Consider the following 24,622-nt stretch of genomic DNA (forward strand, 5'->3'; position numbering starts at 1 on the left):
GCTGATGATGTCCGCGACCCAAGGCAGACCATGACGCTCACGCTCACCGTGTCCGACGAGGTGCGGGCGCTCGCGCCCGGCTTCACCCACATCGCCGTCGAGGCGTACGACCTCACGAACGGCCCCAGCTCCGACGGCACGTCGGCCCTCCTCGACGACGCGGCCCGACGCCTCGCCGCGCGCCTCGACGGCCGCGCCCCGCACGAGGACCCGCACATGGCGCACTGGCGCGAGGCCTACACGGCCTTCGGCGCCAAGCCCTCACGCACCCGCAACTCCGCCGAGGCCCTGGCCAAGAGGGCCCTCACCGACGCGGGGCTGCCGCGGATCAACACGCTGGTCGACGTCTACAACGCGATCAGCGTGGCCCATCTGATCCCCGTCGGCGGCGAGGACCTGGACCACATCAAGGGCGCCATGCGGCTCGTCCGCGCCACCGGGGACGAGGACTTCGTCACCATGGCCGGGGACGAGCGGACCGTCGAGCACCCCGACGCGGGTGAGGTCGTCTGGCGCGACGACGAGGGCGTGACCTGCCGCCGCTGGAACTGGCGCCAGGGCCCGCGCACGCGCCTCACCGAGCAGACCGTCAACGCGGTCTTCTTGCTCGAAGGCATGGGCCCGCACGCGGGCCTCGACGCGGCCGCCGCGGAGCTCGTCGAGCTCCTGGAGAAGTTCAGCCCCGGCGCGCGGATCGTCGTCCACGAGCAGGCGGGCTAGCCGCCCCGCTCCGGCGCGGCGCGTCGTGCGCCGAAGCCTCTGCGCCTCGGCGGCTCAGTGCGCCTCGGCGGCGCGGACCTCGGCCGGGGTCGGGGCCGTGCCGCCCAGGTGGGCGGGGAGCCACCAGGTGTCGTCCGGGCCCTTGGGGCGGCCGGGGTAGGCGCGCTGCGCGGCTTCGAGCAGCTCCTGGCAGCGCTCGCGCAGGCGCCGCGTGATCGCGCCCGCGTACTGCTCCTTCGGCGCCTCCACGCCCTCGCCGACCCGGATCGTCACGGGCAGGTGCTGGCGCTTGAAGTTGCGCGGGTGGCCCTTCGTCCAGACCCGCTGCGTGCCCCACACCGCCATGGGGATCAGCGGGACGCCCGCCTCCTGGGCCAGGCGCGCGGCGCCCGTCTTGAACGTCTTCAGGGTGAACGACTGCGAGATCGTCGCCTCGGGGAAGACGCCGATGATTTCCCCCGAGCGCAGCGAGTCCAGGGCGTGGGCATACGCCTGGTCGCCCTGCTTGCGGTCCACGGGAATGTGCTTCATGCCGCGCATCAGCGGACCGGAGATCTTGTGGCGGAACACCGACTCCTTCGCCATGAAGCGCACCAGGCGCTTCTGCGGAAGTGCCGCGAGACCGCTGAAGATGAAGTCGAGGTAACTGATGTGGTTGCTGACGAGGACCGCGCCACCCGTGCGCGGAATGTACTCGGAACCCTTGCAGTCGATCTTCAGGTCCAGTGCCTTGAAGAAGGTCTTGGCGACGCCGACGATCGGTCGGTACACGAGTTCTGCCATGGGTGGGGAGGCCCTTCATCTCTGCCGGAGGAGGAGGGCCTTCGGCAGGCAATCAAGTTACGGATCCGTAGGTATACGGCTCCGCAGATCGTGCCCCAAGAACGAGCGACTGGCCAGCGTAAGTGCCCGTAGTGCGGGAGATTCTCGTCACGTCGGAATCTTTGAGCACGCGCGCGTGCTGAAGGGAATGAGGTATGTGCGCCCCCGGCCGGGGGCCGGACAGCGCCCGGGCGGGCGACGGAGAAGGGCGGGAGGCGCGGGTGACAGCGGCGCGCGGACACGAGAGCGCACGGCGGCTGGACGCGGGGGACCTGGGCGGACCGCTCGGCGAGCGGGCCACGCTCGTGCAGTTCTCCAGCGCCTTCTGCCAGCCCTGCCGGGCGACCCGCAGGGTCCTTGCCGACGTCGCCGCCATGGTGCCCGGCGTCGCGCACGTGGAGATCGACGCCGAGGGCGCCCTGGGGCTCGTCCGGGAGCTGGGCGTCGACAAGACGCCCACGGTGCTCGTCCTCGACCGCGCCGGGCGCGTCGTGCGGCGCGCGGCGGGACAGCCGCGCAAGGCCGACGTCATCGCCGCCCTCGGGGCGGCCGTATGAGGCGGGGGCCGCGGTCCCGGAAGGGGGTCCCGTGCTCCGGCCCGCGTTCCTGAGTGATCTTTACCGCGCCCGCAGGGCCTTGACTGCGCCATCCCTCTATCGACAGCCTGCTGCCATGCCACCGGAGCTCCTTCTCTACGAGCGCGTCCACGTGGACCTCGCCCGTCATGCCAGTGCGCGCTGTTGGTCCTGCTGAGCAGCCACGGACCCGCTCGTACCTCCTGCAGAAGGACAACTCCATGACGGCTTCACCCGACCTCGACATTCCCCAGCTCGCCGCGCCCGACCTGCTGCGCTCCGTCTTCCGGCGGCACGCGGCCGGGGTCGCGGTGATCACCGCGCGGGGCTCGGGCCCCGTCGGCTTCACCGCCACCTCGCTCACCTCGGTGTCCGCCGAGCCGCCCATGATCTCGTTCGGCATCGGCACCGGCGCCTCCAGCTGGCCCGCGATATCCCGGGCCGAGTACGTCGGCGTCCACGTCCTCGGCGAGCACCAGGAAGAGCTCGCCGCGACGTTCGCGCGCAGCGGCGCCGACCGCTTCGGCGCGCCCACGCGCTGGTTCGAGGGGCCGCACGGCGTGCCCGTGCTCGACGGCGTCCTCGCCTGGCTGGTGTGCCGGGTCGTGGCGCGGGTGCCCGCGGGCGACCACCGGCTCGTGCTCGCGGAGGCGGTCGTCGGCGACCCTGCGGGGGCGGGCCGCCCGCTGCTGTACCACCAGGGACGCTTCAACGCGCTGCGTGACTGAGAGTTCCCGATGACGCGGGGTGCGCGTGATTACGGAGCGTTGCGAAGGTCACAGTTCAAAGCGCTTGCTCAGCGGGAAAGCAGTGGGTGTACTCATGAGTAATATTCCGGTTGGAGCGGGGGCCGCCCCGACCGGGATCCGCCGCTTGAGGCGCCTATGCTGCCTGCAAGAAGGCAGTGGCCCAGCCAAGGCAGCAGCCCAGTAATGACGATGCAGTAGGAGAGCCGGCGTGAGCTTGAGGATCGTTGTCTGTGTGAAGTACGTGCCCGACGCCACCGGCGATCGGCACTTCGCCGAGGACCTGACCGTCGACCGTGACGACGTGGACGGCCTCCTCTCGGAGCTCGACGAGTACGCGGTCGAGCAGGCCCTGCAGATCAAGGAGGCGGCGGACGACGAGGCCGAGATCACGGTCCTGACCGTCGGCCCCGAGGACGCCAAGGACGCGCTGCGCAAGGCCCTGTCGATGGGCGCCGACAAGGCCGTCCACGTCGAGGACGACGACCTGCACGGCACGGACGTCATGGGCACCTCGCTGGTCCTCGCCAAGGCCATCGAGAAGACGGGCTACGACCTCGTCATCGCCGGCATGGCCTCCACGGACGGCACCATGGGCGTGCTCCCGGCGATCCTCGCCGAGCGCCTGGGCGTCCCGCAGGTCACGCTGCTCTCCGAGGTCTCCGTCGACGGCGGCGTCGTCAAGGGCCGCCGTGACGGCGACACCGCCTCCGAGCAGCTGGAGGCGTCCCTGCCGGCCGTCGTGTCCGTCACGGACCAGTCGGGCGAGGCCCGTTACCCCTCGTTCAAGGGCATCATGGCGGCCAAGAAGAAGCCGGTGGCGTCCCTGGACCTGGACGACCTGGACATCGACGCGGAAGAGGTCGGTCTCGAGGGCGCCTGGACCAAGGTCGACTCCGCCGCCGAGCGTCCCGCGCGCACCGCGGGCACGATCGTCAAGGACGAGGGCGAGGGCGGCAAGCAGCTCGCTGAGTTCCTCGCGGGCCAGAAGTTCATCTGAGCTTCAGCCACTCCCTCAACCGCCCCAACTTCTTCGTAACCGCAGGAGATTGAAGTCCCATGGCTGAAGTTCTCGTCTACGTCGACCACGTCGACGGAGCCGTCCGCAAGCCCACCCTGGAGCTGCTGACGCTCGCCCGCCGCCTCGGCGAGCCCGTCGCCGTCGCGCTCGGCGCCGGCGCCGAGGCCACCGCCGCCACGCTCGCCGAGCACGGCGCGGTCAAGGTCCTCACCGCCGACGCCCCCGAGTTCGCCGACTACCTCGTCGTGCCGAAGGTGGACGCGCTGCAGGCCGCGTACGACGCCGTGTCCCCGGCCGCCGTGCTCGTACCGTCGTCCGCCGAGGGCAAGGAGATCGCGGCCCGCCTCGCGGTCCGCATCGAGTCGGGCATCATCACCGACGCCATCGACCTGGAGGCAGGCGACGAGGGCCCGGTGGCCACGCAGTCCGTGTTCGCGGCCGCGTTCACCACCAAGTCCCGCATCTCCAAGGGCACCCCGGTCATCACCGTGAAGCCGAACTCGGCGCCGGTCGAGGCCGCCCCGGCCGCGGGCGCCGTCGAGGCCCTGGCCGTGTCGTTCTCCGCCCAGGCCACCGGCACCAAGGTCACCGCGCGCACGCCGCGCGAGTCGACCGGCCGCCCCGAGCTCACCGAGGCCGCGATCGTGGTCTCCGGCGGCCGCGGTGTCAACGGCGCGGAGAACTTCGCGATCATCGAGGCGCTCGCCGACTCGCTCGGTGCCGCCGTCGGCGCCTCGCGCGCCGCCGTCGACGCCGGCTGGTACCCGCACTCCAACCAGGTCGGCCAGACCGGCAAGTCCGTGTCGCCGCAGCTGTACATCGCCTCCGGCATCTCCGGCGCGATCCAGCACCGCGCGGGCATGCAGACGTCGAAGACCATCGTGGCCGTCAACAAGGACGCCGAGGCCCCGATCTTCGACCTCGTCGACTACGGCGTGGTCGGCGACCTCTTCGAGGTCGTCCCGCAGCTCACCGAAGAGGTCAAGTCCCGCAAGGGCTGAGCTTCTCGACGCTCACGAGGCCCCCGGTTCCGCCGCGCGCGGGGCCGGGGGCCTCGCGCGTCACAGCGTCAGGCTCGCCTGCACCGGCAGGTGGTCGCTCGGGAACTGCCCGTCCAGGGAGAAGACGTTGACGGCCGCCGCGTGCACGCGCGCGGCCGGAGTCGCCAGGATCCAGTCGATGCGGTCGCCGTCCGGCACGAGCGGCTTGTAGCCGTGGAAGGTCGCGTACTGCTTGCCGCGTTCGTCGGCCGCGTCCCAGGTGTCGACGAGCCCCGCCTGGAGCAGCGTCTCGTACACCGAGTTCTTGTGGGCCGCGACGTTGAAGTCGCCGGTGACCACCTTCGGCACGGTGCGGTCGAGGGCGGAGAGGCGGTCGGAGATCAGATGCGCGGCCCGCGTGCGCGCGTACTGACTGTGGTTGTCCAGATGGGTGTTGAGGACGTAGAACTCGCGCTCCGTGCGCCGGTCGTGGAAGCGCACCCAGGTGACCATGCGGATGGAGCCGCCGCCCCAGGTGTTGGAGCCGATCACCTCCGGGGTGTCGGAGAGCCAGAAGTGTTCGTACGCGACGGGCGTCAGCCTGCGCGTGTCGTAGTAGACGGTCATGAACTCGTCGCGGCTGCCGCCCGCGCGGCCCGTGCCGATCCAGGCGTAGTGCGGGCCCAGGTCCTCGGCGATGTCCCGCACCTGCTGGTAGAGGCCCTCCTGGGTGCCGATGACGTGGGGCCGCGCCCGGTGCAGGAGCTCGCGGGTCACCGGGCGGCGCTCCGGCCACGAGTTCGGCGGCGTGGGGCTCGCGTAGCGCAGGTTGAAGGTCATGACCTCCAGGCGGCGGCCCGGGCGCTCCGCGGCGTGCGCGGGCGCGGCGGCGAACGCCGTGGCGAGCAGCGGGACCGTGACGGCCGTCGCGGTGGCCACGGCCGTACGCAGGCCGGAGCGGCGGGTCACGGGTGTGTCGGTCGGCACGCGTTCTCCTTCGGTCGGTCGCGGTGCTGCGCTGTCGGGCTCCGAGCGGGCCCGGGCCGTGCGGAGAGGGCCCATCGGAGTGTGAAAGCAGCATCTGAGACGGGCGTGAACGCCCGGGGTCCGGTACACGAGAAGGTGTTGACCAGTGGGAAGGTGCACGGATAACTTCGCCATACGGATTCCTAATTCCGTGAAGCGGAAGATTTGATGCGTGGTTCACCGGCGTCCCCGCCATGGAACACCGTGAGCACGGGACGCCGCACTATGAAGGTGGAGGGTGCACGGATGGGTCAGCAGGAAAAGGTGGCGACGAGTCTCGCGGGCGCCGTCAGCGCGCGGGTCAGCGCCTCGCTCACGCCGGTGGACGAGGAGCTGGAGCGCCGCTACCCCGGAGACCCCGGCACCCGCCAGCCCGTCCACACCGTGTACGTGCCCGGCGAGCAGTTCGCCGCCGACACCATCCGCTCCTGGGGCGACCGGGCGCTGGCCGCGCTCGACGAGCACGCGCCGGACGCCGCCTCCTTCGCCGCCGTCCTCGGCCTCGCCGACGACCTCGCCGAGCCGGTCTACGCGCGCGTGCGGGCCAAGCTGGAGCGCGAGCCCATTGAAGACCTGCGCGTCGACTTCGAGGACGGCTACGGCGGGCGCACGGACGCCGACGAGGACACTCACGCGGCGCGCGCGGCCCGGCTGATCGCCGAGACGTACGCGCACGGCACCGCCGGGAACACAGCCCCCTACCTGGGCATCCGCATGAAGTGCATGGAGGCCGCCGTGCGGGACCGCGGCATCCGCACCCTCGACGTCTTCCTGACCGGCCTCATGGAGGCGGGCGGCCTGCCCGACGGGCTCGTCCTGACGCTGCCGAAGGTGACGTATCCGCAGCAGGTCACGGCGATGGTGCGGCTCCTGGAGGAGTTCGAGAAGGCGCGCGGCCTCGCCCCCGGCCGGATCGGCTTCGAGATCCAGATCGAGACCAGCCAGGCGATCCTCGCCGCCGACGGCACCGCGACCGTCGCCCGCATGATCGACGCCGCCGAGGGCCGCGCCACCGGCCTGCACTACGGCACCTTCGACTACAGCGCCTGCCTCGGCGTGTCCGCCGCCTACCAGGCGAGCGACCACCCGGCCGCCGACCACGCCAAGGCGATCATGCAGGTCGCGGCCGCGGGCACGGGCGTGCGCGTCTGCGACGGCTCCACCAACGTCCTGCCGGTCGGCCCCACGGCGAAGGTCCACGACGCCTGGCGCCTGCACCACGGCCTCACCCGGCGCGCCCTGGCCCGCGCCTACTACCAGGGCTGGGACATGCACCCCGGCCACCTCCCCACCCGCTACGCCGCCGTGTTCGCCTTCTACCGCGAGGGCTTCGAGCAGGCCGCCGCCCGCCTCGCCGCGTACGCCAACCGGACCGCGGGCGACATCGCGGACGAGCCCGCCACCGCCAAGGCCCTCGCCGGGTATCTGCTGCGCGGCCTGGACTGCGGCGCGCTCGACACCGCCGAGGTCACCCGGCTCACCGGGCTCACCCTGGCCGGGCTCCAGACGTACGCGGGGCCGCGCCGGGGCGATCTGACGCCGTCGGCCAAGTAGCGCCGCGCTCAGTCCGCGGGCGCCAGCTCCCCCGAGCCCCGGGTGATCAGGCGCGTCGGCAGCTCCACCCGCTCCGGCGGACCCGACGCGCCGTCCAGCTGCCGGAAGAGGCGCTCCGCCGCCGTGCGGCCGAGCTGGGCCGCGTCCTGGGCGACCACCGTGACCCCGGGACGGAGCAGGTCCGCCAGCTCGATGTCGTCGAAGCCGACCAGGGCGACGGGGCGGGGGAGCCCCGCGAGGACGCGGACGACGGTGACCGTCACGCGGTTGTTGCCCGCGAAGATCGCGGTGACGGGAGCCGGGCCCGCCAGCATCGTCTCGGCGGCGCGGGCGACGCGCTCGGGGTGCGTGAGGCCGAGGGACACCCAGGACTCGTCGACGTCGATGCCCGCGTCCGCCATCGCCGTGCGGTAGCCCCGCAGGCGCTCTATGGCGGTGTGGATGCGCGGCTGGTCGCCGATGAAGCCGATGCGGCGGTGGCCGTGCGCGATCAGGTGCGCGACGCCGTCCCGCGCGCCGCCGAAGCTGTCGGAGAGCACTACGTCCGCGTCGATCCGCCCCGGCGGCCGGTCCACGAACACCGTGGCGACGCCCGCGGCGATCTCCGGCTCCAGATAGCGGTGGTCGTCGCCCGCGGGGATCACCACGAGACCGTCGACGCGCCGCGCGCACAGCGCGAGCACCAACTCCTGCTCGCGGTCCGGGTCCTCGGCGCTCGAACCGTTGATGAGCAGCGCCCCGTGCGCCCGCGCCACCTCTTCGACCGCGCGGCTCAGCGGGCCGTAGAACGGGTCGGCCAGGTCCTCCAGGACGAGGCCGATGCTGGCCGTGCGGCCCTTGCGCAGCACCCGCGCGCTGTCGTTGCGCCTAAAGCCGAGGGCGTCGATGGCCTCCTGGACGCGCCGCTCGGTGTCGGGCGTGACCCCCGGCTCGCCGTTCACCACGCGGGAGACCGTCTTGAGGCCCACGCCCGCGCGGGCGGCGACGTCCTTCATGGTCGGCCGGTTGCCGTAGCGGCTCCGGGGGTCCGCGGGGTCCGAACCGCCGTCGGGGCGGCGGTGGGAGACGGGGGTGCGGGCGGTCTCTGCCACGGTGCGCTGTCCTGTCTGTCGTCCACTACGGGGCTGTGCTGCGCGGGTCGCGGACCCAGTCTGCGTAACAGAGGCCGGTTCGCGTGCGGAAGTTCAGGTTTCCACGGCGTACGGGCTCATCTGACGTCCACTATGTATACGGGGGGTTGGATGTCCGGTGTTTACCCGGGGGTAGCGTCCTGCGCTGCCGAAGCGGGGGCCGCGGTTCCGGCGGTGGGCGCGAGGGCCCGCCGTGTGGCATCGGGCATAGAACCTGGACAACGTTGTCAGAAGCGCGAGAGACTGTCCCCCGCACTCTCCGGCCTGCCCTTTCACCAGGAGATCTGACAGTGATGCCCACGGACCTCGTCGCCGCACTCGACATCGGCGGCACCAAGATCGCCGGAGCCCTGGTGGACGACCGCGGCCGGATCCTGCTGCGCACCCAGCGGCCGACGCCCGCGCGCGAGGACGGCGACACCGTGATGCGGGCGGTCCAGGACGTGCTCGGCGAGCTCGCGGCGGGGGAGCCGTGGGCCCAGGTGCGCGCCGTCGGGATCGGCAGCGCGGGCCCCGTGGACGCGTCGGCGGGCACGGTCAGCCCCGTCAACGTGCCCGGCTGGCGCGGCTACCCCCTGGTGGAGCGGGTGCGCGCCGCCACCGACGGCCTGCCGGTGGAGCTGGTGGGCGACGGCGTGGCGATGACGGCCGCCGAGCACTGGCAAGGTGCCGCCCGGGGCCACGACAACGCCCTGTGCATGGTGGTGTCCACCGGCGTCGGCGGCGGCCTGATCCTCGGCGGCTCGCTGCACCCCGGCCCCACCGGCAACGCGGGCCACATCGGCCACATCTGCGTCGACCTGGACGGCGACCCGTGTCCCTGCGGCGCACGCGGCTGCGTCGAGCGGATCGCGAGCGGCCCGAACATCGCCCGGCGCGCCCTGGAGGCGGGCTGGCGGCCGGGCCCGGACGGCGACACCTCGGCGGCGGCCGTGGCGCTCGCGGCCCGTGCGGGCGACCCCGTCGCCACGGCGTCCTTCGACCGGGCCGCTCAGGCGCTCGCGGCAGGCATCGCCGCCACCGCCACCCTCGTCGAGATCGACATCGCGGTGGTCGGCGGGGGCGTGGCGATGGCGGGCGACGTCCTGTTCGCGCCGCTGCGCCGGGCCCTGCGGGACTACGCCGCGCTGTCCTTCGTACGCCAACTGACGGTCGCCCCGGCCCTGATGGGCACGGACGCGGGTCTGGTGGGCGCGGCGGCGGCCGCGCTGCGGGCCTTCCCCGACCCGGCGGTGCCGCGGCTGCGGTCGGCCGTCAACGGCTGAGCGGACCATAGCCCGGTCGCGCGGCGCGACCGGGCTCCGGCGCCTGGCGGGTCGCTCAGCAGCTGAGTACCGGCTCCGCCCAGTCCGCGTGGTCGGAGTCGATGCCGTCGCCGCCGTCGGTGACGACGAGGCGCACCACCTCGGCGCCGCTGACGTCGGCGGAGACGGCCTGCGCGGGCATCTCGTTGGTGAGGACGCCGGTCGACGCGGCCTTCTCGCCGTCGGCCCAGACCTCGAAGGTGACGGTGCCCTTGAGGAGCTTCTCGTCGTCGACGCCGACCTGCGCGGTCAGCCGCTCGCAGGCGCCGCCCGCGTAGTAGGCGACGTCGCTCTCGGCGTGGACGCCGAGCCCCTTGGCGTACACCTTGCCGTCGATGGTGAGGGGATTGCCGTCGCCCGCCTGGCTCTCGCCGTTGCTGGTGTCCTTCTCCACGGGGCCCCAGCCGTTGGTGGTGGAGATCCACGGCAGGTCGCTCAGGGCGGAGCGGCCCGCGACAGGCGCGGTCACCACCCGGGCCGTCAGCGGCAGCGCGCTCTCGACCTGGCGGCCGCCCGGGCCGCGGTAGGTCGCCTTGAGGTCGAGGGCGTACGCGCCGGTGGGCGTGCCCGCGGGTGCCGTCACGGTCCACGAGGTGGTGAGGGCCTTGCCGGTGGGCAGGCCCGTCGCGCTCGTGGGTGACGTGGCCTTGACCTGCCAGCCCGCGGGGCCGCTGAGGCGCGCGCGGACGTCGCGCGCGGGGGTGCGGCCGAGGTTGGTGACGCGGGTGGTGAGCTTGTCGGGCTTGCCCGCCTCGACCAACGCGCCGCCGTCGAGCCCGAGTTCGACGGCCGGGGGCTTGTCGGCCCACGTGCCGTCGGCGGCGACGCGCACCAGGACGGTGCCGTGCGCGGGCACGGTCGCGGAGATGGCCCCCGCGGTGTGGAAGCTCTCGTGCTTCCACAGGTCGCGCAGCGTGTAGCCGGAGGCCTTCGGCAGGCCGACGGCCTGCGCGGTCGTGGCGATGCGCTGCGGGCTGCCGGTCTCGTTGAACAGCGCGACCGCGCGGCTGCCGTCCTTCATCTCCTTGGCGACGACCCACCGCCCGCCGGTGGACGCCACGACGGTGCCCTGCTTGCCGAGCGGGTCCTGGTCGACGGCGATGACTTCCTTGTTGCCGAGGATCTCGAAGGTCTGGGGGGAGACCTTGCGCAGGTCGGAGCCGATGAGCAGCGGTGCGGCCATGATCGACCACATGGAGAAGTGCGTGCGGTACTCGGTGTCGGTCATGCCGCCGTTGCCGACTTCGAGCATGTCCGGGTCGTTCCAGCGGCCGGGGCCCGCGTAGCGCGCGAGCGGCAGGTTCTGCTTCATGATGGACAGCATGGAGTTCCAGTTGTCGCTGATGTCGCCCGTCGTGCGCCACAGGTGGCCGACGTCAGAGGCCCACTCCCAGGGCTTGTTCTCGCCCCACTCGCAGATGCTGTAGACGATGGGGCGCCCCGTGCTCGCGGACGCGGCCTTGAGGGCGTCGCGCATGGCGATGTAGCGCTCCTTGGCGTCGACGCCCTGGTTATTGCAGTTGTCGTACTTGAGGTAGTCGACGCCCCACTCCGCGAACTGCCGGGCGTCGCTGCGCTCGTGGCCGAGCGCTCCGGGAAAGCCCGCCTGGTTGCAGGTCTTGGTGCCCGCGCTGGTGTAGATGCCGAGCTTGAGGCCCTTGCCGTGCACGTAGTCGGCGACGGCCTTGATGCCGCCCGGGAACCTCTTCGGGTCGGGCACGAGCTTGCCGTTCGCGTCGCGCTGCGGCAGGGCCCAGCAGTCGTCGAGGTTGACGTACTGGTAGCCCGCGTCCTTGAGGCCCTTGGACACGAAGAGGTCGGCGATGCCCTTGACCATCGCCTCGTCGAACTCGGCGCGGCAGTGGGTGGCGTTCCAGTTGTTGAAGCCCATCGGCGGGGTCAGCGCGAGGCCGTCGGGCAGCCGGGGCCCGTCGGCGCCCGCGGTCCGTGCGGCCTGTGCGGCCTGCGGGCCCGGTGCCGTGCCCGCCATGGCGGGTGAGGCGAGCCCCGCCGCGCAGAGCAGCGCCGCGGTGAGGGATCCGACCACTCTTCGGCGGGATGTGCGGGTGGGAAGGTGACGCATCGTTACGTTCCTCCGTACTCGCGGAAGATGGGATGTCTCCATGTCCGAGTCAGTCGTGCGCGCTTACGGTAGAGCGTGTTGAAGTCTGTTGGAAGAGGAGGGGTAACGGTTCGAGCATTCGGCGTCAGAACCCTTGACGGCGGGGGGTGTTGGGAGTGAGATCCAAGCCTTGCGTTCGGTTGTGTTGGGTTGCACCCCGAGGAGGGGGACATGGCACAGTCAGATTTCAGCGGGTCCCACGGTCCGACCGCTCCCCGGAATGTGAATGGACATCCGATGTCCCGCCGGACCCTCCTGCGCGGTACCGCTCTCGGCGCCGGAGCGGTGACGCTCCCCGCCCTGCTCACCGCCTGCGGTGACGGGCCCGGCGGCGACAAGAACGAGGTGACGGTGGGCTCCAACGCGTCGGACGCCGTGCCCAAGGCGGCCTTCGCGCAGGCCTTCAAGGCGTACGAGAAGGAGAGCGACAAGCGCGTCAAGGTCAACACCACAGAGCACAACGAATTCCAGCAGAACATCACGCGCTATCTGCAAGGTTCGCCCGACAACGTCTTCATGTGGTTCGCCGGTTACCGCATGCAGTACTTCGCGGAGAAAGGCCTGCTGGTCGAGATCAGCGACGTGTGGAAGGGCTTTGAGGGCTTTTCGCAGGCGCTGAAGGACCAGTCCTCGCACGACGGGAAACAGTACTTCGTGCCGTACTACTACTATCCGTGGGCGGTCTTCCACCGGAAGAGCCTCTTCGAGAAGCAGGGGTACGAACAGGCCGGGAACTGGGACCAGTTCATCGCGCTCGCCAAGAAGATGCACAAGGACGGCATCCCCGTCGCCTTCTGTGACAAGGACGGCTGGCCCGCCATGGGCACCTTCGACTACATCGACCTGCGGCTGAACGGCTACGCGTTCCACAAGCGCCTGATGGCGGGCGAGGAGGCGTGGACCGACCGGAAGGTCAAGAAGGTCTTCGACCTGTGGCGCGAACTCATGCCGTACTACCAGAAGGGCGCCCTCGGCCGGACGTGGGAGGAGGCCGGGCAGGGCCTCCAGCGTCGCAGGACCGGCATGGCGGTGTTCGGCATGCCGCACCCCGGCAGCCAGTTCCCCAAGGGCGAGCGCGGCGACATCGACTTCTTCCCCTTCCCCGAGATCGACCCGCAGTACGGCAAGGACGCCGTGGAGGCCCCCATCGACGGATTCCTCATCCCGAAGAAGTCGAGGAACGTGGAGGGCGCCAAGGACTTCCTGAAGTGGCTCGGCACGGCGCAGGCCGAGGACGTCTACCTCAAGGGCGACCCGAACAACGTCGCCGTCAACGAGGACGCGGACACGAGCAAGTACAGCCCCCTGCAGAAGAAATCCGCCGAACTGGTCTCCAAGGCGAAGCAGATCTCCCAGTTCCTGGACCGCGACACCCGCCCCGACTTCGCCCAGACCGTCATGATCAAGGCACTGCAGGACTTCATCGACGACCCCAAGGACGTCGACGGCCTGTGCCACCGGATCGAACGGCAGAAGAAGGACATCTTCTCCACGTCCGTGAGCTGAGCTAAGGGGAGCGCACTCCGTGCCGCAGAACACCGCGCGGCGCGCCGGACGGCGTACGACACGGCGCTTCACCCGCCGCGACATCGCCGTCCTCGGCGCGCTCTTGGGCCTGCCCGTCCTGCTGGACGTCCTCATCGTCTGGGGACCCGCCCTCGCCTCCGTCGGCCTGTCCTTCACGTCCTGGGACGGCATCGGGGACATCCACTGGGTGGGTGGCGACAACTACGAGAACCTGGTCCAGGACTATCCCGCGTTCTGGCCCGCCGTCCGCCACAACCTGCTGTGGATCGCCTTCCTCGGACTCGTCGCGACGCCCTTCGGGCTCCTCCTCGCGGTCCTCATCGACCGGGGGATCCGCTTCAGCCGCTTCTACCAGTCCGTGCTCTACCTGCCGGTCGTGCTCTCGCTCGCCGTCGTCGGCTTCATGGCGCAACTGCTCCTCGGCACCGACCAGGGCGTGGTCAACACCATCCTCGGCAACGAGCAGGACCCCGTCGACTGGCTCGGCGACTCCGACATCAACCTGTGGATGATGATGCTCGCCGCGAGCTGGCGGCACACCGGCTACGTGATGATCCTGTACCTGGCCGGGCTGAAGTCCGTCGACCCGGAGCTGAAGGAGGCCGCGGCGATCGACGGCGCGAACGAACGCCAGACCTTCTTCCGCGTCACCTTCCCCACCCTGCGCCCCGTCAACGTCATCGTGGGCGTCATCACGGTCATCGAAGCGCTGCGCGCCTTCGACATCGTGTACGCGGTGAACAAGGGCCGCAACGGCCTGGAACTGCTCTCCGTCCTCATCACCGACAACATCATCGGGGAGGCCAGCCGCATCGGATTCGGCTCGGCCATCGCGGTCGTGCTGCTCAGCGTCTCGCTGGGCTTCATCGTGACGTTCCTGGTCCAGGAGCTGAGAGGAGCGCGCGAGAAATGACCGCGGACCTGAAGTCCACGACCCGGGCGGGCGATGTGGCACCGGCCCTCCGGGGCGCCGCCCCGCGCCGCCGTCCGCGCCGGGGCAGATACGGCGTCCACATCTTCCTGTCCGCGGTCTGCCTGGCGTTCGTCGCCCCGCTGCTCCTCGCCGTCTACGCCAGCCTGCGCCCGTACGAGGAGACCGCCCGGGACGGCTACTTCTCCTGGCCGGACAAGCTGTCCTTCGCCTACTACCGCGAGGCCTACACCGCCTCCGGCATGGGCAAGTACTTCACCAACACGCTGATCATCGCCGTGCCCGCGGTGCTCGTCACGCTGTTCCTCGCGGCCTTCGTCGCCTTCGCGGTCTCCCGCCTGAACATCCGCGGCGGCCTCGCGCTGCTGATGTTCTTCACCGGGGGCAACCTGCTCCCGCCGCAGGTCCTCGTGACCCCGCTCTACGTCCTCTTCCTGAAGATCGACCTGCCCTGGTGGATGTCCGACTCGATGACCCTCTACGACTCGTACTGGGCGGTCATTATCGTCAACATCGGCTTCCAGGTGGGCTTCTGCGTCTTCGTCCTCGCCCAGTTCATGCGCACCCTGCCCAAGGAGATCCTGGAGGCCGCGGTCGTCGACGGGGCCGGGGTGTGGACCCAGTTCTGGCGCATCACCCTGCCGCTGTGCCGTCCGGCCCTCGCGGCCCTGGCCACCCTCGAATTCACCTGGATCTACAACGACTTCCTCTGGGCCCTCATCTTCATCTCCAACCCCGACAAGCTGCCCATCACCTCGTCCCTGAACAACCTCCGCGGTCAGTTCTTCACCGACTACAACCTCCTCGCGGCGGGCTCCGTCCTGGTGGCCCTCCCGACGATCCTGGTGTTCCTCCTCCTGCAACGCCACTTCATCGCGGGGCTGACCCTGGGATCGAGCAAGGGCTGAGGCCGCGTGAAGTCCCGTCGCCGGGCCGCACCGTGGCCGCCGCCCACGCCAGGCGGGCGGCGGCCACGGTCAGGGGGCGGACGGGCCGCGGGGGGCCGGGGCGGGGGCCGGCTCGGTGGTGGTTCCGGTCCAGACCTGGGCCGCGAGGGCGTCCACCTCGGCCTGGGGCAGGCCCGCCCGCACCGTGATCACGCCCTTCGTTCCGTCGGGGAACACCGCCTCCCGCATCTCCACGCCCAACCGGCCAGGCACAGGCTCGTCAGCCATGACATCCCTCTCGACGACTGGACCTCCACGACTACCACGAAGATCCGGCCGGGGTGAGGAGGCGTTTCACCGGGCGTGGCGGTCCGGCACCGGCCCTACTTCAGGTGCCGGTCGAAGAAGCGGCCCTTGTCCTCCGACTCGAACCACGGGGTGCCGGTGTGCCCGCCCAGGTTGGCGTGCAGCGTCTTCTCCTGGGTGCCGAAGGCGTCGAACAGGTCCAGGGCCCGCTGCCGGGGGTTGCCCTCGTCGTCCCACTGCAACAGGAGCAGCAGCGGAACGGTGACCCGCCGGGCCTCCTCGTGCTGGGCGCGGGGCACGTAACCCCCGGCGAAGAAGCAGGCGGCCGCGATGCGCGGCTCGGTCACCGCGAGGCGGATGCCGAGGGCGGTCCACCCCGAGTAGCCGACCGGGCCGCCGATCTCGGGCAGCTGAAGGAGGGCGTCCAGGGTGGTCCGCCACTCCGGGACCGCCTGTGCGACGAGCGAGCCGACCAAGGACTCGAAGATGTCGTCGACCGGCTCACAGGACCGCATCGCCCGGCGCAGGTCGGCGCGGGTCCGCTCGTCGGCTGCGGAGCGGGTCCTGTCCCCGCACCCGGCGGCATCGATGGTGGCCACCGCGTAGCCCCGGGCCGCGGAGTGCCGGGCGCGGGCCACCAGCCGCGGTTCCTTCTTGGGCAGGCCGTTGTTGTGGGCCATGAGGATCAGCGGGGCCGGTGCGGCGGACGCGGGTGTCCACAGGGTGCCGGGGATCTCGCCGAGAGTGAACTCGCGCTCAAGGACGCCGTCGTCGAGGCGCTGGTCGGAAGTGACGTGCATGGTCGTGCCTTTCGGGAGTGCGCTGGATCGGCGCTCCCGGACGACCTATCGCCCGACCGTGACCCCGGAGGGGAGCACCCATGTCGATACGTTCACGGGTACCACCTCCTCGTTCTCTCGCACGGCCTGGGGAAACGTAGCAGCGGCCGCCGTGGCCCGCCAACGGGTTTTCGCCGAGGCCGCTGTCAGGGCGTGGGCGACGCCTGCTTGAAGACCTCGTAGACAGCGAGGTAGTTGTGCTCGCCGTAGCCCTGGCGGATCGCGCGTTCGGCGACCTCGTGCATCAGCCGGGGCAGGTCGGTGTGGACGCCCTGTTCCGCGCTGGCTCGCGTGATGTGTTCCAGGGCGTTCGCGTTCATGACCAGCGTGCCGAGCGCGCCGGGGTAGTCGGCCTCGTCCAGGGCGGGCGCGTACCGGGCGAGCATCGGGTCGACGACCGTGGGTGCGAACCAGCCGAGTGCGAGCTTCGAGAAGTCGACCGCGGCCACCCCGGCCGAGCCGACCAGGGCGGAGGCCTGGAGGAAGCCGTTGACGCTCGCATACATCATGTGCAGCAGGGCCGTGTTGTACAGGACGGCCAGGGCCGGGTCCGTGCCGAGGAAGCGCGGGTCGCCGAGGCTCGCAAGGGGTGCCCGGTGCTCGTCGAAGACGGCGCGGTCGCCGCTGTACAGGAACACCGCGTCGGGCCGCCCGACCAGCGGCGGCGGCACCATGATGGCGCCGTCGAGATAGCCGGCGCCCAGCTCGGACGCCCAGGTGACGGCGGCGCGGACCTCCTGCGGCGTACCGGAGTTGAGGTTCACCAGGGCCCGGCCCCGCAGGGCGTCGTGGGCGGGGGCGAAGACCTCGTACATCGTGTCGTAGGTGTTGAGGCACATGAGGGTGACGGGGCTCGCGGACACGGCGTCCGTGATGCTCCCGGCGAGCCGCGCGCCCTGGGCGACGAGGCCGCTCGCCCTGTGCGGGGTGCGGTTCCAGACGGTCGTGGGGTGGCCCTTGGCCAGGAGGACCTCGGCGAGGACCAGGCCCATGGGGCCGAGGCCGACGACGGAGACGGGGGCCGCGGGGGCCGTACTCGGTGATGTTTCGTGGTGCGTCATGCGGCCTAGACTGCTCTCTCACATCGATGTGAGAGTCAACGGACGTGGTGGTGATCACATGCGCATGGGTGAGTTCTCCCGGCGGACCGGCGTCAGCCAGCGGCTGTTGCGCTACTACGAGGAGCAGGGCCTGCTCGCCCCCGCGCGGCGCCCGAGCGGATACCGCGAGTACACGGAACAGGATGTGGTCACCGTGCGCGGCATCCGCGTCCTGCTGGCCGCGGGCCTCAACACGGCCACCATCGCGGAGCTGTTGCCCTGCATGATCGACGACGACGGGGCGCTCGCTCCCGGCTGTTCCGGGATGCTGCCGGACCTCGCCAAGGAGCGCGACCGCATCGACGAGGCCGTCGCCGGGCTGCTCGCCGCGCGTGCCCGTCTCGACGAGATCATCAACGCGACGGTGCCGGGCGCGCTCGCCGACCCGGACGCCTGTTACGCGGGCACCGCGCCGGGCGCCGCGTGACGCGTGCGCTCTGGCGTGGTGCCGGGCCCCGAGGGGGCGGCGAATCGCGGGTGGGGCGGGGGTGTGCCACGGTGGAGACGTACTCCGGCTCAGGCACAGGCCCTGACCAGCAGGGAGAGGAGCACGCATGTCCTCGAAGCGACGCCGCAAGAAGAAGGCCCGCCGCAAGCACGCGGCCAACCACGGAAAGCGTCCGCAGTCCTGACCCGGCCGGGGCGGCTTCGGGCCGCCCCCGCCCGGTCCGACGGCTACGTGCCGGGTCCCGGCTGTTCCAGCGCCTCGCGCACCGAGGCCACCGGCTCAAGGATGACCCGCAAGCCGGTGATGCCCATGACGCGCAGCGCCATCGGATCGCGGCACACGACCCGCAGCTCGGCGCCCCTCGACGCGAGGCGGCGCCGCGCCCGCATGAGCAGGGCGAGGCCGGAGCAGTCGATGAACGTCGTGTGGGTCAGGTCGATGACGACGGTCTCCGCGGAGCCCGCGGTGACGGGATCGAGTACGGGCGCCGCCTGCTGGAAGCCCACGAGGTCGACCTCGCCGCGCAGTTCCACCACGACGCCGCCCCCGGACTCGTACACCCGAGGCGGTAAGTCCGGAATCTCGCACGCGAATTCGCGCAGTTCGTCCTGATGCACTAATCCCCCCAGGGCGGGCCCCGGCCGGTCTGCGAGGCCGGGGTGGATGCCGTGAAGCAACCGGAATGAGGAGGTCACCAGGGGCCGGGGTGCCTGGTGGATCACGGTAGCGGGCGGCGGCCCGCCCCGCAGTGCGGGAACGATTCGTGGGGTGGCGGTGCCACTCGATGGGGCGAAGTTGTCGCGAGAGACTTGACATGATCTGGCGGCTTTTGGTCTGGCGTCGGCGGTCCTCATCACGTGCTGGTTTCCGTGGCACTGTGTAGCGGGCAAGCCACTTGGGGCCAACAGAAGAGGGGGAAACGTGATCGTCTGGATCAATGGGGCGTTCGGTGCGGGAAAGACATCCGCCGCACGGGAACTGATCGAGCTGATCCCGAACAGCGCGCTCTTCGACCCTGAGGTCATCGGCGGCGCCCTGCCGCAGCTGCTGCCCGCCAAGCGACTCGCCGAGGTGAGCGACTACCAGGACCTGCCGATCTGGCGACGCCTCGTGGTGGACACGGCGGCCGGACTGCTCGCGGAGCTCGGCGGGGTCCTCGTGGTGCCGATGACGCTCCTGCGCCAGGAGTACCGGGACGAGATATTCGGGGGGCTCGCCTCGCGGCGGATACCGATACGCCATGTGGTGCTCGCCCCGGACAGAACGATCCTGCGCGAACGCATAGCCGGGCGCGAAGTGCCCCCGGAACTCCCCGATGGCGAACTGCGCATTCGCCAATGGTCGTTCGACCACATCGAACCCTTCCACACGGCGCTCGCCCTCTGGCTGGGGGCGGACGCCCATCGCGTCGACACCAGCGCCCTGACGCCGTACGAGACGGCCGAGCACATCGCCGACGCGGTGCGCACCGGAGCCGCCCCCGTCTGCGAGATCGTGCAGACCCCGCAGCCCACCGCCGAGACCCTGGCCGCGGGCGTGCTGCTCTTCGACGAGCGGGACCGGGTGCTGCTCGTCGACCCCACGTACAAGGCGGGCTGGGAGTTTCCCGGCGGGGTCGTGGAGCGCGGCGAGGCGCCCGCGCACGCCGGTGTGCGCGAGGTCGCGGAGGAGACCGGCATCCGGCTCACCGGGACTCCCCGGCTCCTCGTCGCCGACTGGGAGCCGCCGCTGCCGCCCGGCTACGGCGGGATGCGCTTCCTCTTCGACGGGGGCGTCCTCGACGGCGCCGAGGCCGAGCGCCTGCTGCTGCCCGGCCCCGAACTGCGTGACTGGCGCTTCGTCACCGAGGAGGAGGCCGCCCGGCTCCTTCCGCCGGTGCGCTACGAGCGCCTGCGCTGGGCCCTGCGCGCCCGGGAGCGGGGCGTGCCGATGTATCTGGAGGCCGGGGAGCCGGTGGGCGACTGAGCCCGCGCGGGCGCCGGGCGCACGGCAGAGGCAGGCGGGCAGCCGCCGAGGAGCGAGACCCCCAGGGCCGTGACCGTGTGCAGGGCCGTGGCCCTGGCACGGGTGGAGGCGGTCATCGGCCGCGGCGGGGCGTCGTTCGCGGCCGTCCCGCCCAGGCGGTGTCAGGTGCGCGCATACCGCGCCGCCGACTCCCGCAGCACCGCCGACGCGTCCGCGCGGACCGGATCGCCGTGACCGAAACACGCCATGTCCGAGTCGAGCGCGGCGAGCCGGTGGAACGAGGCGACGGCCTGGCCCGCGTCCTGGTTGAACACGCCGAGGAGCACGCCCGTCTCAGGGGTGTTGGCGATGGCGTCACCGGTGAACAGGACGCCGTGCTCCGGCAGGTGCAGGCCGATGCTGCCCCGGGTGTGCCCGGGGGCGCCGACCACGTGGGCGCCCCCGCCGAAGGGCAGGACGTCGCCGTCCGTCACCTCCCGCACCTCAGCGGCGTACACCCGCTGCTCGGTCGGCTTCGGCACGTTCTTCGACGCTTCCGCGAAGATCGGCACCTCCCAGTCCTCCAGGACCGGTGCCGGGCCCGGGACCTCGCCGCGCACCATGGGCGCGTCCAGGTGGTGCGCGAGGACCGTGGCGCCGGTGCGGGCCGCCACCTCGCCCGCCCCGCCCACGTGGTCGCTGTGGAAGTGCGTGAGGACGACGCGCCGTACGTCGCGGGCGCGGAGCCCGAGGCCCTCGATCGCCTCGACGACGGCCGGGCCCGAGCCGGGGGTGCCCGCGTCCACGAGGGTCAGCTCGTCGCCGTCGCGCCACAGATAGGCCTGGCCGACGGAGAAGCGGAAGAGGTGCAGCCGGGGCCGGAGTTCGATGATCTCGATCGGGTTCATACGGCGACCGTAGGGACGGCGCGGCCTGCGGAGCGAGGGCTCTTCGCCCGGGGCGTACGGGTTCTGCCCCTGGCAGAGCGGCTGGTCGGAGCCCGCGCCGGGGTCAGAGCGCGCACGTGTGCACCGGGTCGCCGTCCGGGCGCGGCACCGTGCGGCCGGGCGGGGGCGCCGTGCCGTCCTCCACCCAGGCCGTCAGGGCGTCGAAGGCCTCGCGCACGCACGGCAGCAGGGGCCGGACCAGGTCCGGGTGCGCGGCGTACAGGCCGTCCGAGTGGGTGCCGCCGGTGATCCGGTAGGAGCGGTGGAGGGGGCCGCGCCGGGCCCTCTCGACGAGCCGCGCGTAGGTGTCGGAGCCGGGCCCGATGGGGATCAGGGCGTCCAGGGTGCCGTGCACGGTCAGCAGCGGCCGGGCGATGCGGCCGCTCAGCGCGAGCCTGCCCACGGTGTCGTGCACCGCGCGGGGGCGCGCCGCGTAGTCGTAGTCCGTGTCGCAGCCCCGGCCGGTGCCCTCGGGGCAGAACGGCGTACCGGCCTCGGCGTCGCCGTCGTAGCCGGGGTCGACCTCCTCGCGGATCAGCCGCTGGAAGGTGTCCCACTGCGTCCGGTAGTGCGTGTCCCACAGGGGCTCGGACTCCGGCGGGTACCCCGCGGCGGCCAGCGCCGCGCGTGCGCCCGGCTCGCCCGCGCGCAGCCGCGGGTAGGCGCGAAGCGCGGGCGGCAGCGTGGTGAGGAGGTTGGGCGCGTCGCGGGTCAGCAGGACGCCCTCCCAGTCGAGCCCGCCGTCGTACAGCCACGGGACGTTCTCCAGCTGCCAGCGCACCAGGTAGCCGCCCATGGACATGCCCGCCGCGTAGGTGCGCCGGGGCGCGCGGCCGTAGTGCCGCGCCGCGACGCGCTCGGCGGCGACGGTCAGCTGGGTCAGGCGCCGGTGCCACTCGGCGATGGCGTCGCCGGGGCGTGCGCCGTCGCGGTACAGCGCGGGCCCCGTGTTGCCCTTGTCGGTGGCCGCGAACGCGTAGCCCCGCGCCAGGACGTGGTCGCCGATGGTGCGGTCGTTGGCGTACTGCTCCCGGACGCCGGGCGGCCCGGCCACGACGAGGCCGCCGTTCCAGCGCTCGGGCAGCCGGATCACGAACTGGCTGTCGTGGTTCCAGCCGTGCGTGCCGTTGGTGTGCGACGAGTCGGGGAAGTAGCCGTCGAGCTGGACGCCGGGCACGCCCGACGGGCCGCGGGTGCCGGGCGCCACCAGGCCCGCCCAGTCCGCCGGGTCGGTGTGGCCGGAGGCGACCGTACCGGCCGTGGTGAGGTCGCTCAGGCAGGCGGCGACGGTCTTCTCGGCGCCGGGGACGCGCAGCCGCCCGCCGGGGCAGGCCCCTGGCGGCGCGGCCGTGGTGGCGGGGGCGAGCGTCGCGAGCAGCAACGCCGCGGTGGTGGCGGCCAGATGACGGATCATGCGCGGGGCTCCCGGTTCTCGTCGTGGGCCCGGCCGCGGACGGCGGCGGGGCAGGGAGACCGTAGGGAGCGGGCGGGGGCGGCGGTCAGTGCCGGACGGCCGGACCGGCGGCCACTCTCCCGGGCGGCGGCCGTCCGTTCGGCATGTGCCGAACGGCCAGAGCCTCTACGGGAGCCCCCGAAGGGTCGTGGCCCGCCGCCCGCCCCAAGTACCGTGACCCGCAGGTTGTGTGGGGGAGGGGCGGATGACGACCACGCCGTGGCACCCGGGGAAGCCGTCGCCGGTGCGACCGGGCCACGCACCACCCTGGGTGGCCTCCGTGCTCTACGCGGCCGTCCTGTTCGCGGGCGTCTACTACGACCTCGTCGGGGACGAGCCCCAGCCGCTCGCGCGCACCGCCGGATTCGTCGCGGCGCTGGCCGCGCTGTTCGCCCTGGACGCGGCCGAGCGGCGCCTCAACCGGCGTACGGGCCTCGCGCGTGGCCGCGCGGCGGGCGTGCTCCTCGCGCGCGTGGGTCTCTTCTTCGCGGTGACGGCCTGCGACAGCGCGGGCCTGTCGCGGGCCCTGTTCGTCCTCGTGCCGTTCACGGCGTACTTCGCCTTCGGGCGGCGCGTGAGCCTCGCGCTCGGTACGGGCTGCGCGGGCGCGCTGCTCGGCCGCTACGCGCTGGCCTCCGACGGCTGGTACACGGACGCCGAAGCGATCTCCGACCTGCTGATGTTCACTCTCGTCCTGGTCCTCACGGTGTCCATGGCGGCCGTCGCGACGGGGGAGCAGGACGCCCGGTGGCGCCTGGAGTCGACGGTGCGTGAACTCACCGACTCCCAGCGCCGGTTGCGCGCCTACGCGGCCCGGGTCGCCGAACTGTCCACGGCCGAGGAGCGCAACCGGCTCGCCCGCGAGATCCACGACAGCATCGGCCACCACCTCACGGCCGTCGCCGTGCAGGTGGAGAAGGCGGAGGCCTTCCGCGACCTCGACCGCGCGGAGTCCGACCTGGCCCTGGCCGCCGCCCGCTGGTCGGCCAGGCGCGCCCTGGACGAGGCCCGCCGCTCGGTGCGGGCCCTGCGGGACGAGCCGGAGCCGTTCTCGCTCTCCGACGCGCTCACGGACCTCGTCCGCAACGCGGCCGACGGCGGCGGCCCGCAGCTCACCCTCGACATCACCGGGCAGGAAACGGGCTACGGGCAAGGCCAGTTGACCGCGCTGTACCGCGCCGCCCAGGAGGCCCTGACGAACGCCCGCCGCCACGCGGACGCGGCGCACGTCCACCTCCACGTGGCGTACGGACCGGGCGCCGCGCGCCTGACCGTGACCGACGACGGCCGCGGCCTTCCCGGCCCGGCCGCCCTGCGGGCCGCCCCCGGCGTCGGCCTGCGCGGCCTGCGCGAACGGCTCCAGCCGCTCGGCGGCGCACTGCGCGTGCGGAGCGCACCGGGCGGCGGCACCACGCTCACGGCGACCGTGCCCCGTGCCCTGTCGACCCCCGAGGCGGCGGACGCCGTCGACCCTCCGGCGCCGACCGGACGCGCCCGATGAACCCCCGGGCCCCCGAAGGCCCCGACGCCGTGCGCGTCCTCGTCGTCGACGACCAGGAACTGGTCCGTGAGGGCATCGCGTCCCTGCTCGGCATCCAGCCCGGCATCCGGGTGGTCGGCACGGCCGCCGACGGCGCCGCAGCGGTCGACGCCGCGCTTTCGCTTGCGCCCGACGTGATCCTGATGGACGTGCGCATGCCGGGCATGGACGGCGTCACGGCCGTCGCCGCCGTCAGCGGCCGCGCTCCCGCCTGCAAGGTCGTCATGCTGACGACGTTCGACGACGAGGACTACGTGGTGCGCGCCCTGCGCGCGGGGGCCGTCGGCTATCTCCTCAAGAGCCTGCCCGCGGCCGAACTCGCCGACGCCATACGGCTCGCCCACCGGGGCGTGGCTCAGCTCGACCCGGCGGTCACCCGCCGCCTCGCGGCCGCGCCGCCGCCCGCCCGGCCGCCCGGACCCGTCGCGGAACCGGGCGGCTCGCCCACCGCCCGTGAGATCGAGATCCTGCGGCTCGTCGCCGCCGGGGCCACCAACCGCGAGATCGCGGCGGAGCTCTACCTCAGCGAGGGCACCGTCAAGAACCACATCTCGCGCGTCCTGACCCGCCTCGGCCTGCGCGGCCGCGCCCAGGCCGCGCTGTACGCCCGCGACCACGGCCTGCTGTAGGCCCCGGGGCTTGCGCTGGGGGTCAAGGATTCCTGCGCTCCGTGCCGACGACATGAGGGGGTGCGGCCGGG

The 24,622-nt window shown here is 72.3% G+C and carries 25 protein-coding genes; 15 read left to right on the plus strand and 10 right to left on the minus strand.

Going from position 1 to position 24,622, the window contains the following annotated elements; genetic code table 11:
* The first annotated feature begins 30 nt into the window (after nucleotides 1-30).
* Nucleotides 31-720, plus strand: coding sequence for a B3/4 domain-containing protein (locus ACIG3E_RS16985; protein ID WP_399616427.1), 690 nt, complete (start codon nucleotides 31-33; stop codon nucleotides 718-720).
* A gap of 54 nt (nucleotides 721-774) precedes the next feature.
* On the opposite strand, the gene ACIG3E_RS16990 is transcribed toward ACIG3E_RS16985, so the two are convergent.
* A complete protein-coding gene (locus tag ACIG3E_RS16990; RefSeq protein ID WP_399616429.1) occupies nucleotides 775-1,503 on the minus strand; it encodes a lysophospholipid acyltransferase family protein in 729 nt (242 codons plus the stop codon).
* Between the two features lie 260 nt (nucleotides 1,504-1,763).
* Here ACIG3E_RS16990 and ACIG3E_RS16995 point away from each other — a divergent pair, with 260 nt between their 5' ends.
* The 4 genes from ACIG3E_RS16995 to ACIG3E_RS17010 all read left to right on the plus strand — a co-directional run bounded on the left by ACIG3E_RS16995 (nucleotide 1,764) and on the right by ACIG3E_RS17010 (nucleotide 4,885).
* Nucleotides 1,764-2,099, plus strand: a complete 336-nt coding sequence (locus ACIG3E_RS16995) for a thioredoxin family protein (RefSeq protein ID WP_399616431.1) — start codon at nucleotides 1,764-1,766, stop codon at nucleotides 2,097-2,099.
* A gap of 239 nt (nucleotides 2,100-2,338) precedes the next feature.
* Nucleotides 2,339-2,845 (plus strand): flavin reductase family protein, encoded by a 507-nt coding sequence (locus tag ACIG3E_RS17000; protein ID WP_399616433.1) that lies wholly within the window; start codon nucleotides 2,339-2,341, stop codon nucleotides 2,843-2,845.
* 229 nt (nucleotides 2,846-3,074) lie between these two features.
* Nucleotides 3,075-3,863 carry an electron transfer flavoprotein subunit beta/FixA family protein gene (locus tag ACIG3E_RS17005; protein ID WP_399616435.1) on the plus strand — a complete coding sequence of 263 codons (789 nt, stop codon included), beginning with the start codon at nucleotides 3,075-3,077 and terminating at the stop codon, nucleotides 3,861-3,863.
* Nucleotides 3,864-3,922: 59 nt separating this feature from the next.
* Nucleotides 3,923-4,885, plus strand: a complete 963-nt coding sequence (locus ACIG3E_RS17010; protein ID WP_399616437.1) for an electron transfer flavoprotein subunit alpha/FixB family protein — start codon at nucleotides 3,923-3,925, stop codon at nucleotides 4,883-4,885.
* Nucleotides 4,886-4,945: 60 nt separating this feature from the next.
* Here ACIG3E_RS17010 and ACIG3E_RS17015 read toward each other — a convergent pair whose 3' ends face one another.
* Nucleotides 4,946-5,851, minus strand: a complete 906-nt coding sequence (locus tag ACIG3E_RS17015; RefSeq protein WP_399616439.1) for an endonuclease/exonuclease/phosphatase family protein — start codon at nucleotides 5,849-5,851, stop codon at nucleotides 4,946-4,948.
* Between the two features lie 285 nt (nucleotides 5,852-6,136).
* On the opposite strand from ACIG3E_RS17015, the gene ACIG3E_RS17020 reads away from it, so the two are divergent.
* Complete coding sequence (locus tag ACIG3E_RS17020; protein WP_399616441.1) at nucleotides 6,137-7,444, plus strand: DUF6986 family protein; 1,308 nt, start codon at nucleotides 6,137-6,139, stop codon at nucleotides 7,442-7,444.
* An 8-nt stretch (nucleotides 7,445-7,452) separates the two neighbouring features.
* Here ACIG3E_RS17020 and ACIG3E_RS17025 read toward each other — a convergent pair whose 3' ends face one another.
* Entirely contained in the window at nucleotides 7,453-8,535 is a 1,083-nt protein-coding gene (locus ACIG3E_RS17025) for a LacI family DNA-binding transcriptional regulator (protein WP_399616443.1), read from the minus strand.
* 332 nt (nucleotides 8,536-8,867) lie between these two features.
* Here ACIG3E_RS17025 and ACIG3E_RS17030 point away from each other — a divergent pair, with 332 nt between their 5' ends.
* The gene (locus ACIG3E_RS17030; RefSeq protein ID WP_399616445.1) at nucleotides 8,868-9,839 is read left to right on the plus strand and encodes an ROK family protein; all 972 of its coding nucleotides are present in this window, start codon (nucleotides 8,868-8,870) and stop codon (nucleotides 9,837-9,839) included.
* A gap of 55 nt (nucleotides 9,840-9,894) precedes the next feature.
* Here ACIG3E_RS17030 and ACIG3E_RS17035 read toward each other — a convergent pair whose 3' ends face one another.
* On the minus strand, nucleotides 9,895-11,961 hold the full coding sequence (locus ACIG3E_RS17035) for an NPCBM/NEW2 domain-containing protein (protein ID WP_399616448.1): 2,067 nt from the start codon (nucleotides 11,959-11,961) through the stop codon (nucleotides 9,895-9,897).
* Between the two features lie 276 nt (nucleotides 11,962-12,237).
* Between ACIG3E_RS17035 and ACIG3E_RS17040 the strand changes: the two genes are divergently transcribed.
* Genes ACIG3E_RS17040 through ACIG3E_RS17050 form a run of 3 tightly spaced genes read left to right on the plus strand, consistent with a single transcriptional unit; the run spans nucleotide 12,238 to nucleotide 15,366 of the window.
* Nucleotides 12,238-13,506, plus strand: coding sequence for an ABC transporter substrate-binding protein (locus ACIG3E_RS17040; protein WP_399616450.1), 1,269 nt, complete (start codon nucleotides 12,238-12,240; stop codon nucleotides 13,504-13,506).
* A gap of 19 nt (nucleotides 13,507-13,525) precedes the next feature.
* Nucleotides 13,526-14,440: a carbohydrate ABC transporter permease gene (locus ACIG3E_RS17045; protein WP_399616452.1), complete on the plus strand. Its 915-nt coding sequence runs from the start codon at nucleotides 13,526-13,528 to the stop codon at nucleotides 14,438-14,440.
* A complete protein-coding gene (locus tag ACIG3E_RS17050; RefSeq protein WP_399616454.1) occupies nucleotides 14,437-15,366 on the plus strand; it encodes a carbohydrate ABC transporter permease in 930 nt (309 codons plus the stop codon). Before ACIG3E_RS17045 ends, ACIG3E_RS17050 begins: the two co-directional genes overlap by 4 nt.
* 69 nt (nucleotides 15,367-15,435) lie before the next feature.
* Here ACIG3E_RS17050 and ACIG3E_RS17055 read toward each other — a convergent pair whose 3' ends face one another.
* From ACIG3E_RS17055 to ACIG3E_RS17065, 3 genes are all read right to left on the minus strand, one after another.
* Nucleotides 15,436-15,633, minus strand: coding sequence for a hypothetical protein (locus tag ACIG3E_RS17055; protein WP_399616456.1), 198 nt, complete (start codon nucleotides 15,631-15,633; stop codon nucleotides 15,436-15,438).
* A gap of 95 nt (nucleotides 15,634-15,728) precedes the next feature.
* The gene (locus tag ACIG3E_RS17060; RefSeq protein ID WP_399616458.1) at nucleotides 15,729-16,451 is read right to left on the minus strand and encodes a dienelactone hydrolase family protein; all 723 of its coding nucleotides are present in this window, start codon (nucleotides 16,449-16,451) and stop codon (nucleotides 15,729-15,731) included.
* Nucleotides 16,452-16,636: 185 nt separating this feature from the next.
* Nucleotides 16,637-17,551, minus strand: coding sequence for an NAD(P)-dependent oxidoreductase (locus ACIG3E_RS17065; protein ID WP_399616460.1), 915 nt, complete (start codon nucleotides 17,549-17,551; stop codon nucleotides 16,637-16,639).
* Nucleotides 17,552-17,609: 58 nt separating this feature from the next.
* Between ACIG3E_RS17065 and ACIG3E_RS17070 the strand changes: the two genes are divergently transcribed.
* Nucleotides 17,610-18,017, plus strand: a complete 408-nt coding sequence (locus ACIG3E_RS17070) for a MerR family transcriptional regulator (protein ID WP_399616462.1) — start codon at nucleotides 17,610-17,612, stop codon at nucleotides 18,015-18,017.
* Between the two features lie 127 nt (nucleotides 18,018-18,144).
* On the plus strand, nucleotides 18,145-18,222 hold the full coding sequence (locus ACIG3E_RS17075) for a 50S ribosomal protein bL37 (protein ID WP_375256634.1): 78 nt from the start codon (nucleotides 18,145-18,147) through the stop codon (nucleotides 18,220-18,222).
* A gap of 43 nt (nucleotides 18,223-18,265) precedes the next feature.
* Here the strand turns inward: ACIG3E_RS17075 and ACIG3E_RS17080 are convergent, their stop codons facing one another.
* Nucleotides 18,266-18,598 (minus strand): STAS domain-containing protein, encoded by a 333-nt coding sequence (locus ACIG3E_RS17080; RefSeq protein ID WP_242727872.1) that lies wholly within the window; start codon nucleotides 18,596-18,598, stop codon nucleotides 18,266-18,268.
* A 361-nt stretch (nucleotides 18,599-18,959) separates the two neighbouring features.
* Between ACIG3E_RS17080 and ACIG3E_RS17085 the strand changes: the two genes are divergently transcribed.
* Nucleotides 18,960-20,003 carry an NUDIX domain-containing protein gene (locus ACIG3E_RS17085; RefSeq protein ID WP_399616465.1) on the plus strand — a complete coding sequence of 348 codons (1,044 nt, stop codon included), beginning with the start codon at nucleotides 18,960-18,962 and terminating at the stop codon, nucleotides 20,001-20,003.
* A 161-nt stretch (nucleotides 20,004-20,164) separates the two neighbouring features.
* Here the strand turns inward: ACIG3E_RS17085 and ACIG3E_RS17090 are convergent, their stop codons facing one another.
* Together ACIG3E_RS17090 and ACIG3E_RS17095 are read right to left on the minus strand one after the other, a co-directional pair.
* Nucleotides 20,165-20,881 carry an MBL fold metallo-hydrolase gene (locus tag ACIG3E_RS17090; RefSeq protein WP_399616785.1) on the minus strand — a complete coding sequence of 239 codons (717 nt, stop codon included), beginning with the start codon at nucleotides 20,879-20,881 and terminating at the stop codon, nucleotides 20,165-20,167.
* Nucleotides 20,882-20,993: 112 nt separating this feature from the next.
* The gene (locus ACIG3E_RS17095) at nucleotides 20,994-22,343 is read right to left on the minus strand and encodes a tannase/feruloyl esterase family alpha/beta hydrolase (protein ID WP_399616467.1); all 1,350 of its coding nucleotides are present in this window, start codon (nucleotides 22,341-22,343) and stop codon (nucleotides 20,994-20,996) included.
* Between the two features lie 244 nt (nucleotides 22,344-22,587).
* On the opposite strand from ACIG3E_RS17095, the gene ACIG3E_RS17100 reads away from it, so the two are divergent.
* Together ACIG3E_RS17100 and ACIG3E_RS17105 are read left to right on the plus strand one after the other, a co-directional pair.
* Nucleotides 22,588-23,883, plus strand: coding sequence for a sensor histidine kinase (locus tag ACIG3E_RS17100; RefSeq protein ID WP_399616469.1), 1,296 nt, complete (start codon nucleotides 22,588-22,590; stop codon nucleotides 23,881-23,883).
* A complete protein-coding gene (locus ACIG3E_RS17105) occupies nucleotides 23,880-24,551 on the plus strand; it encodes a response regulator (RefSeq protein ID WP_399616471.1) in 672 nt (223 codons plus the stop codon). The genes ACIG3E_RS17100 and ACIG3E_RS17105 overlap by 4 nt, the downstream gene beginning before the upstream one ends.
* Nucleotides 24,552-24,622: the final 71 nt, after the last annotated feature.

The sequence above is a fragment of the Streptomyces sp. NPDC053474 genome (assembly GCF_044544845.1).
GTDB lineage: Bacteria > Actinomycetota > Actinomycetes > Streptomycetales > Streptomycetaceae > Streptomyces.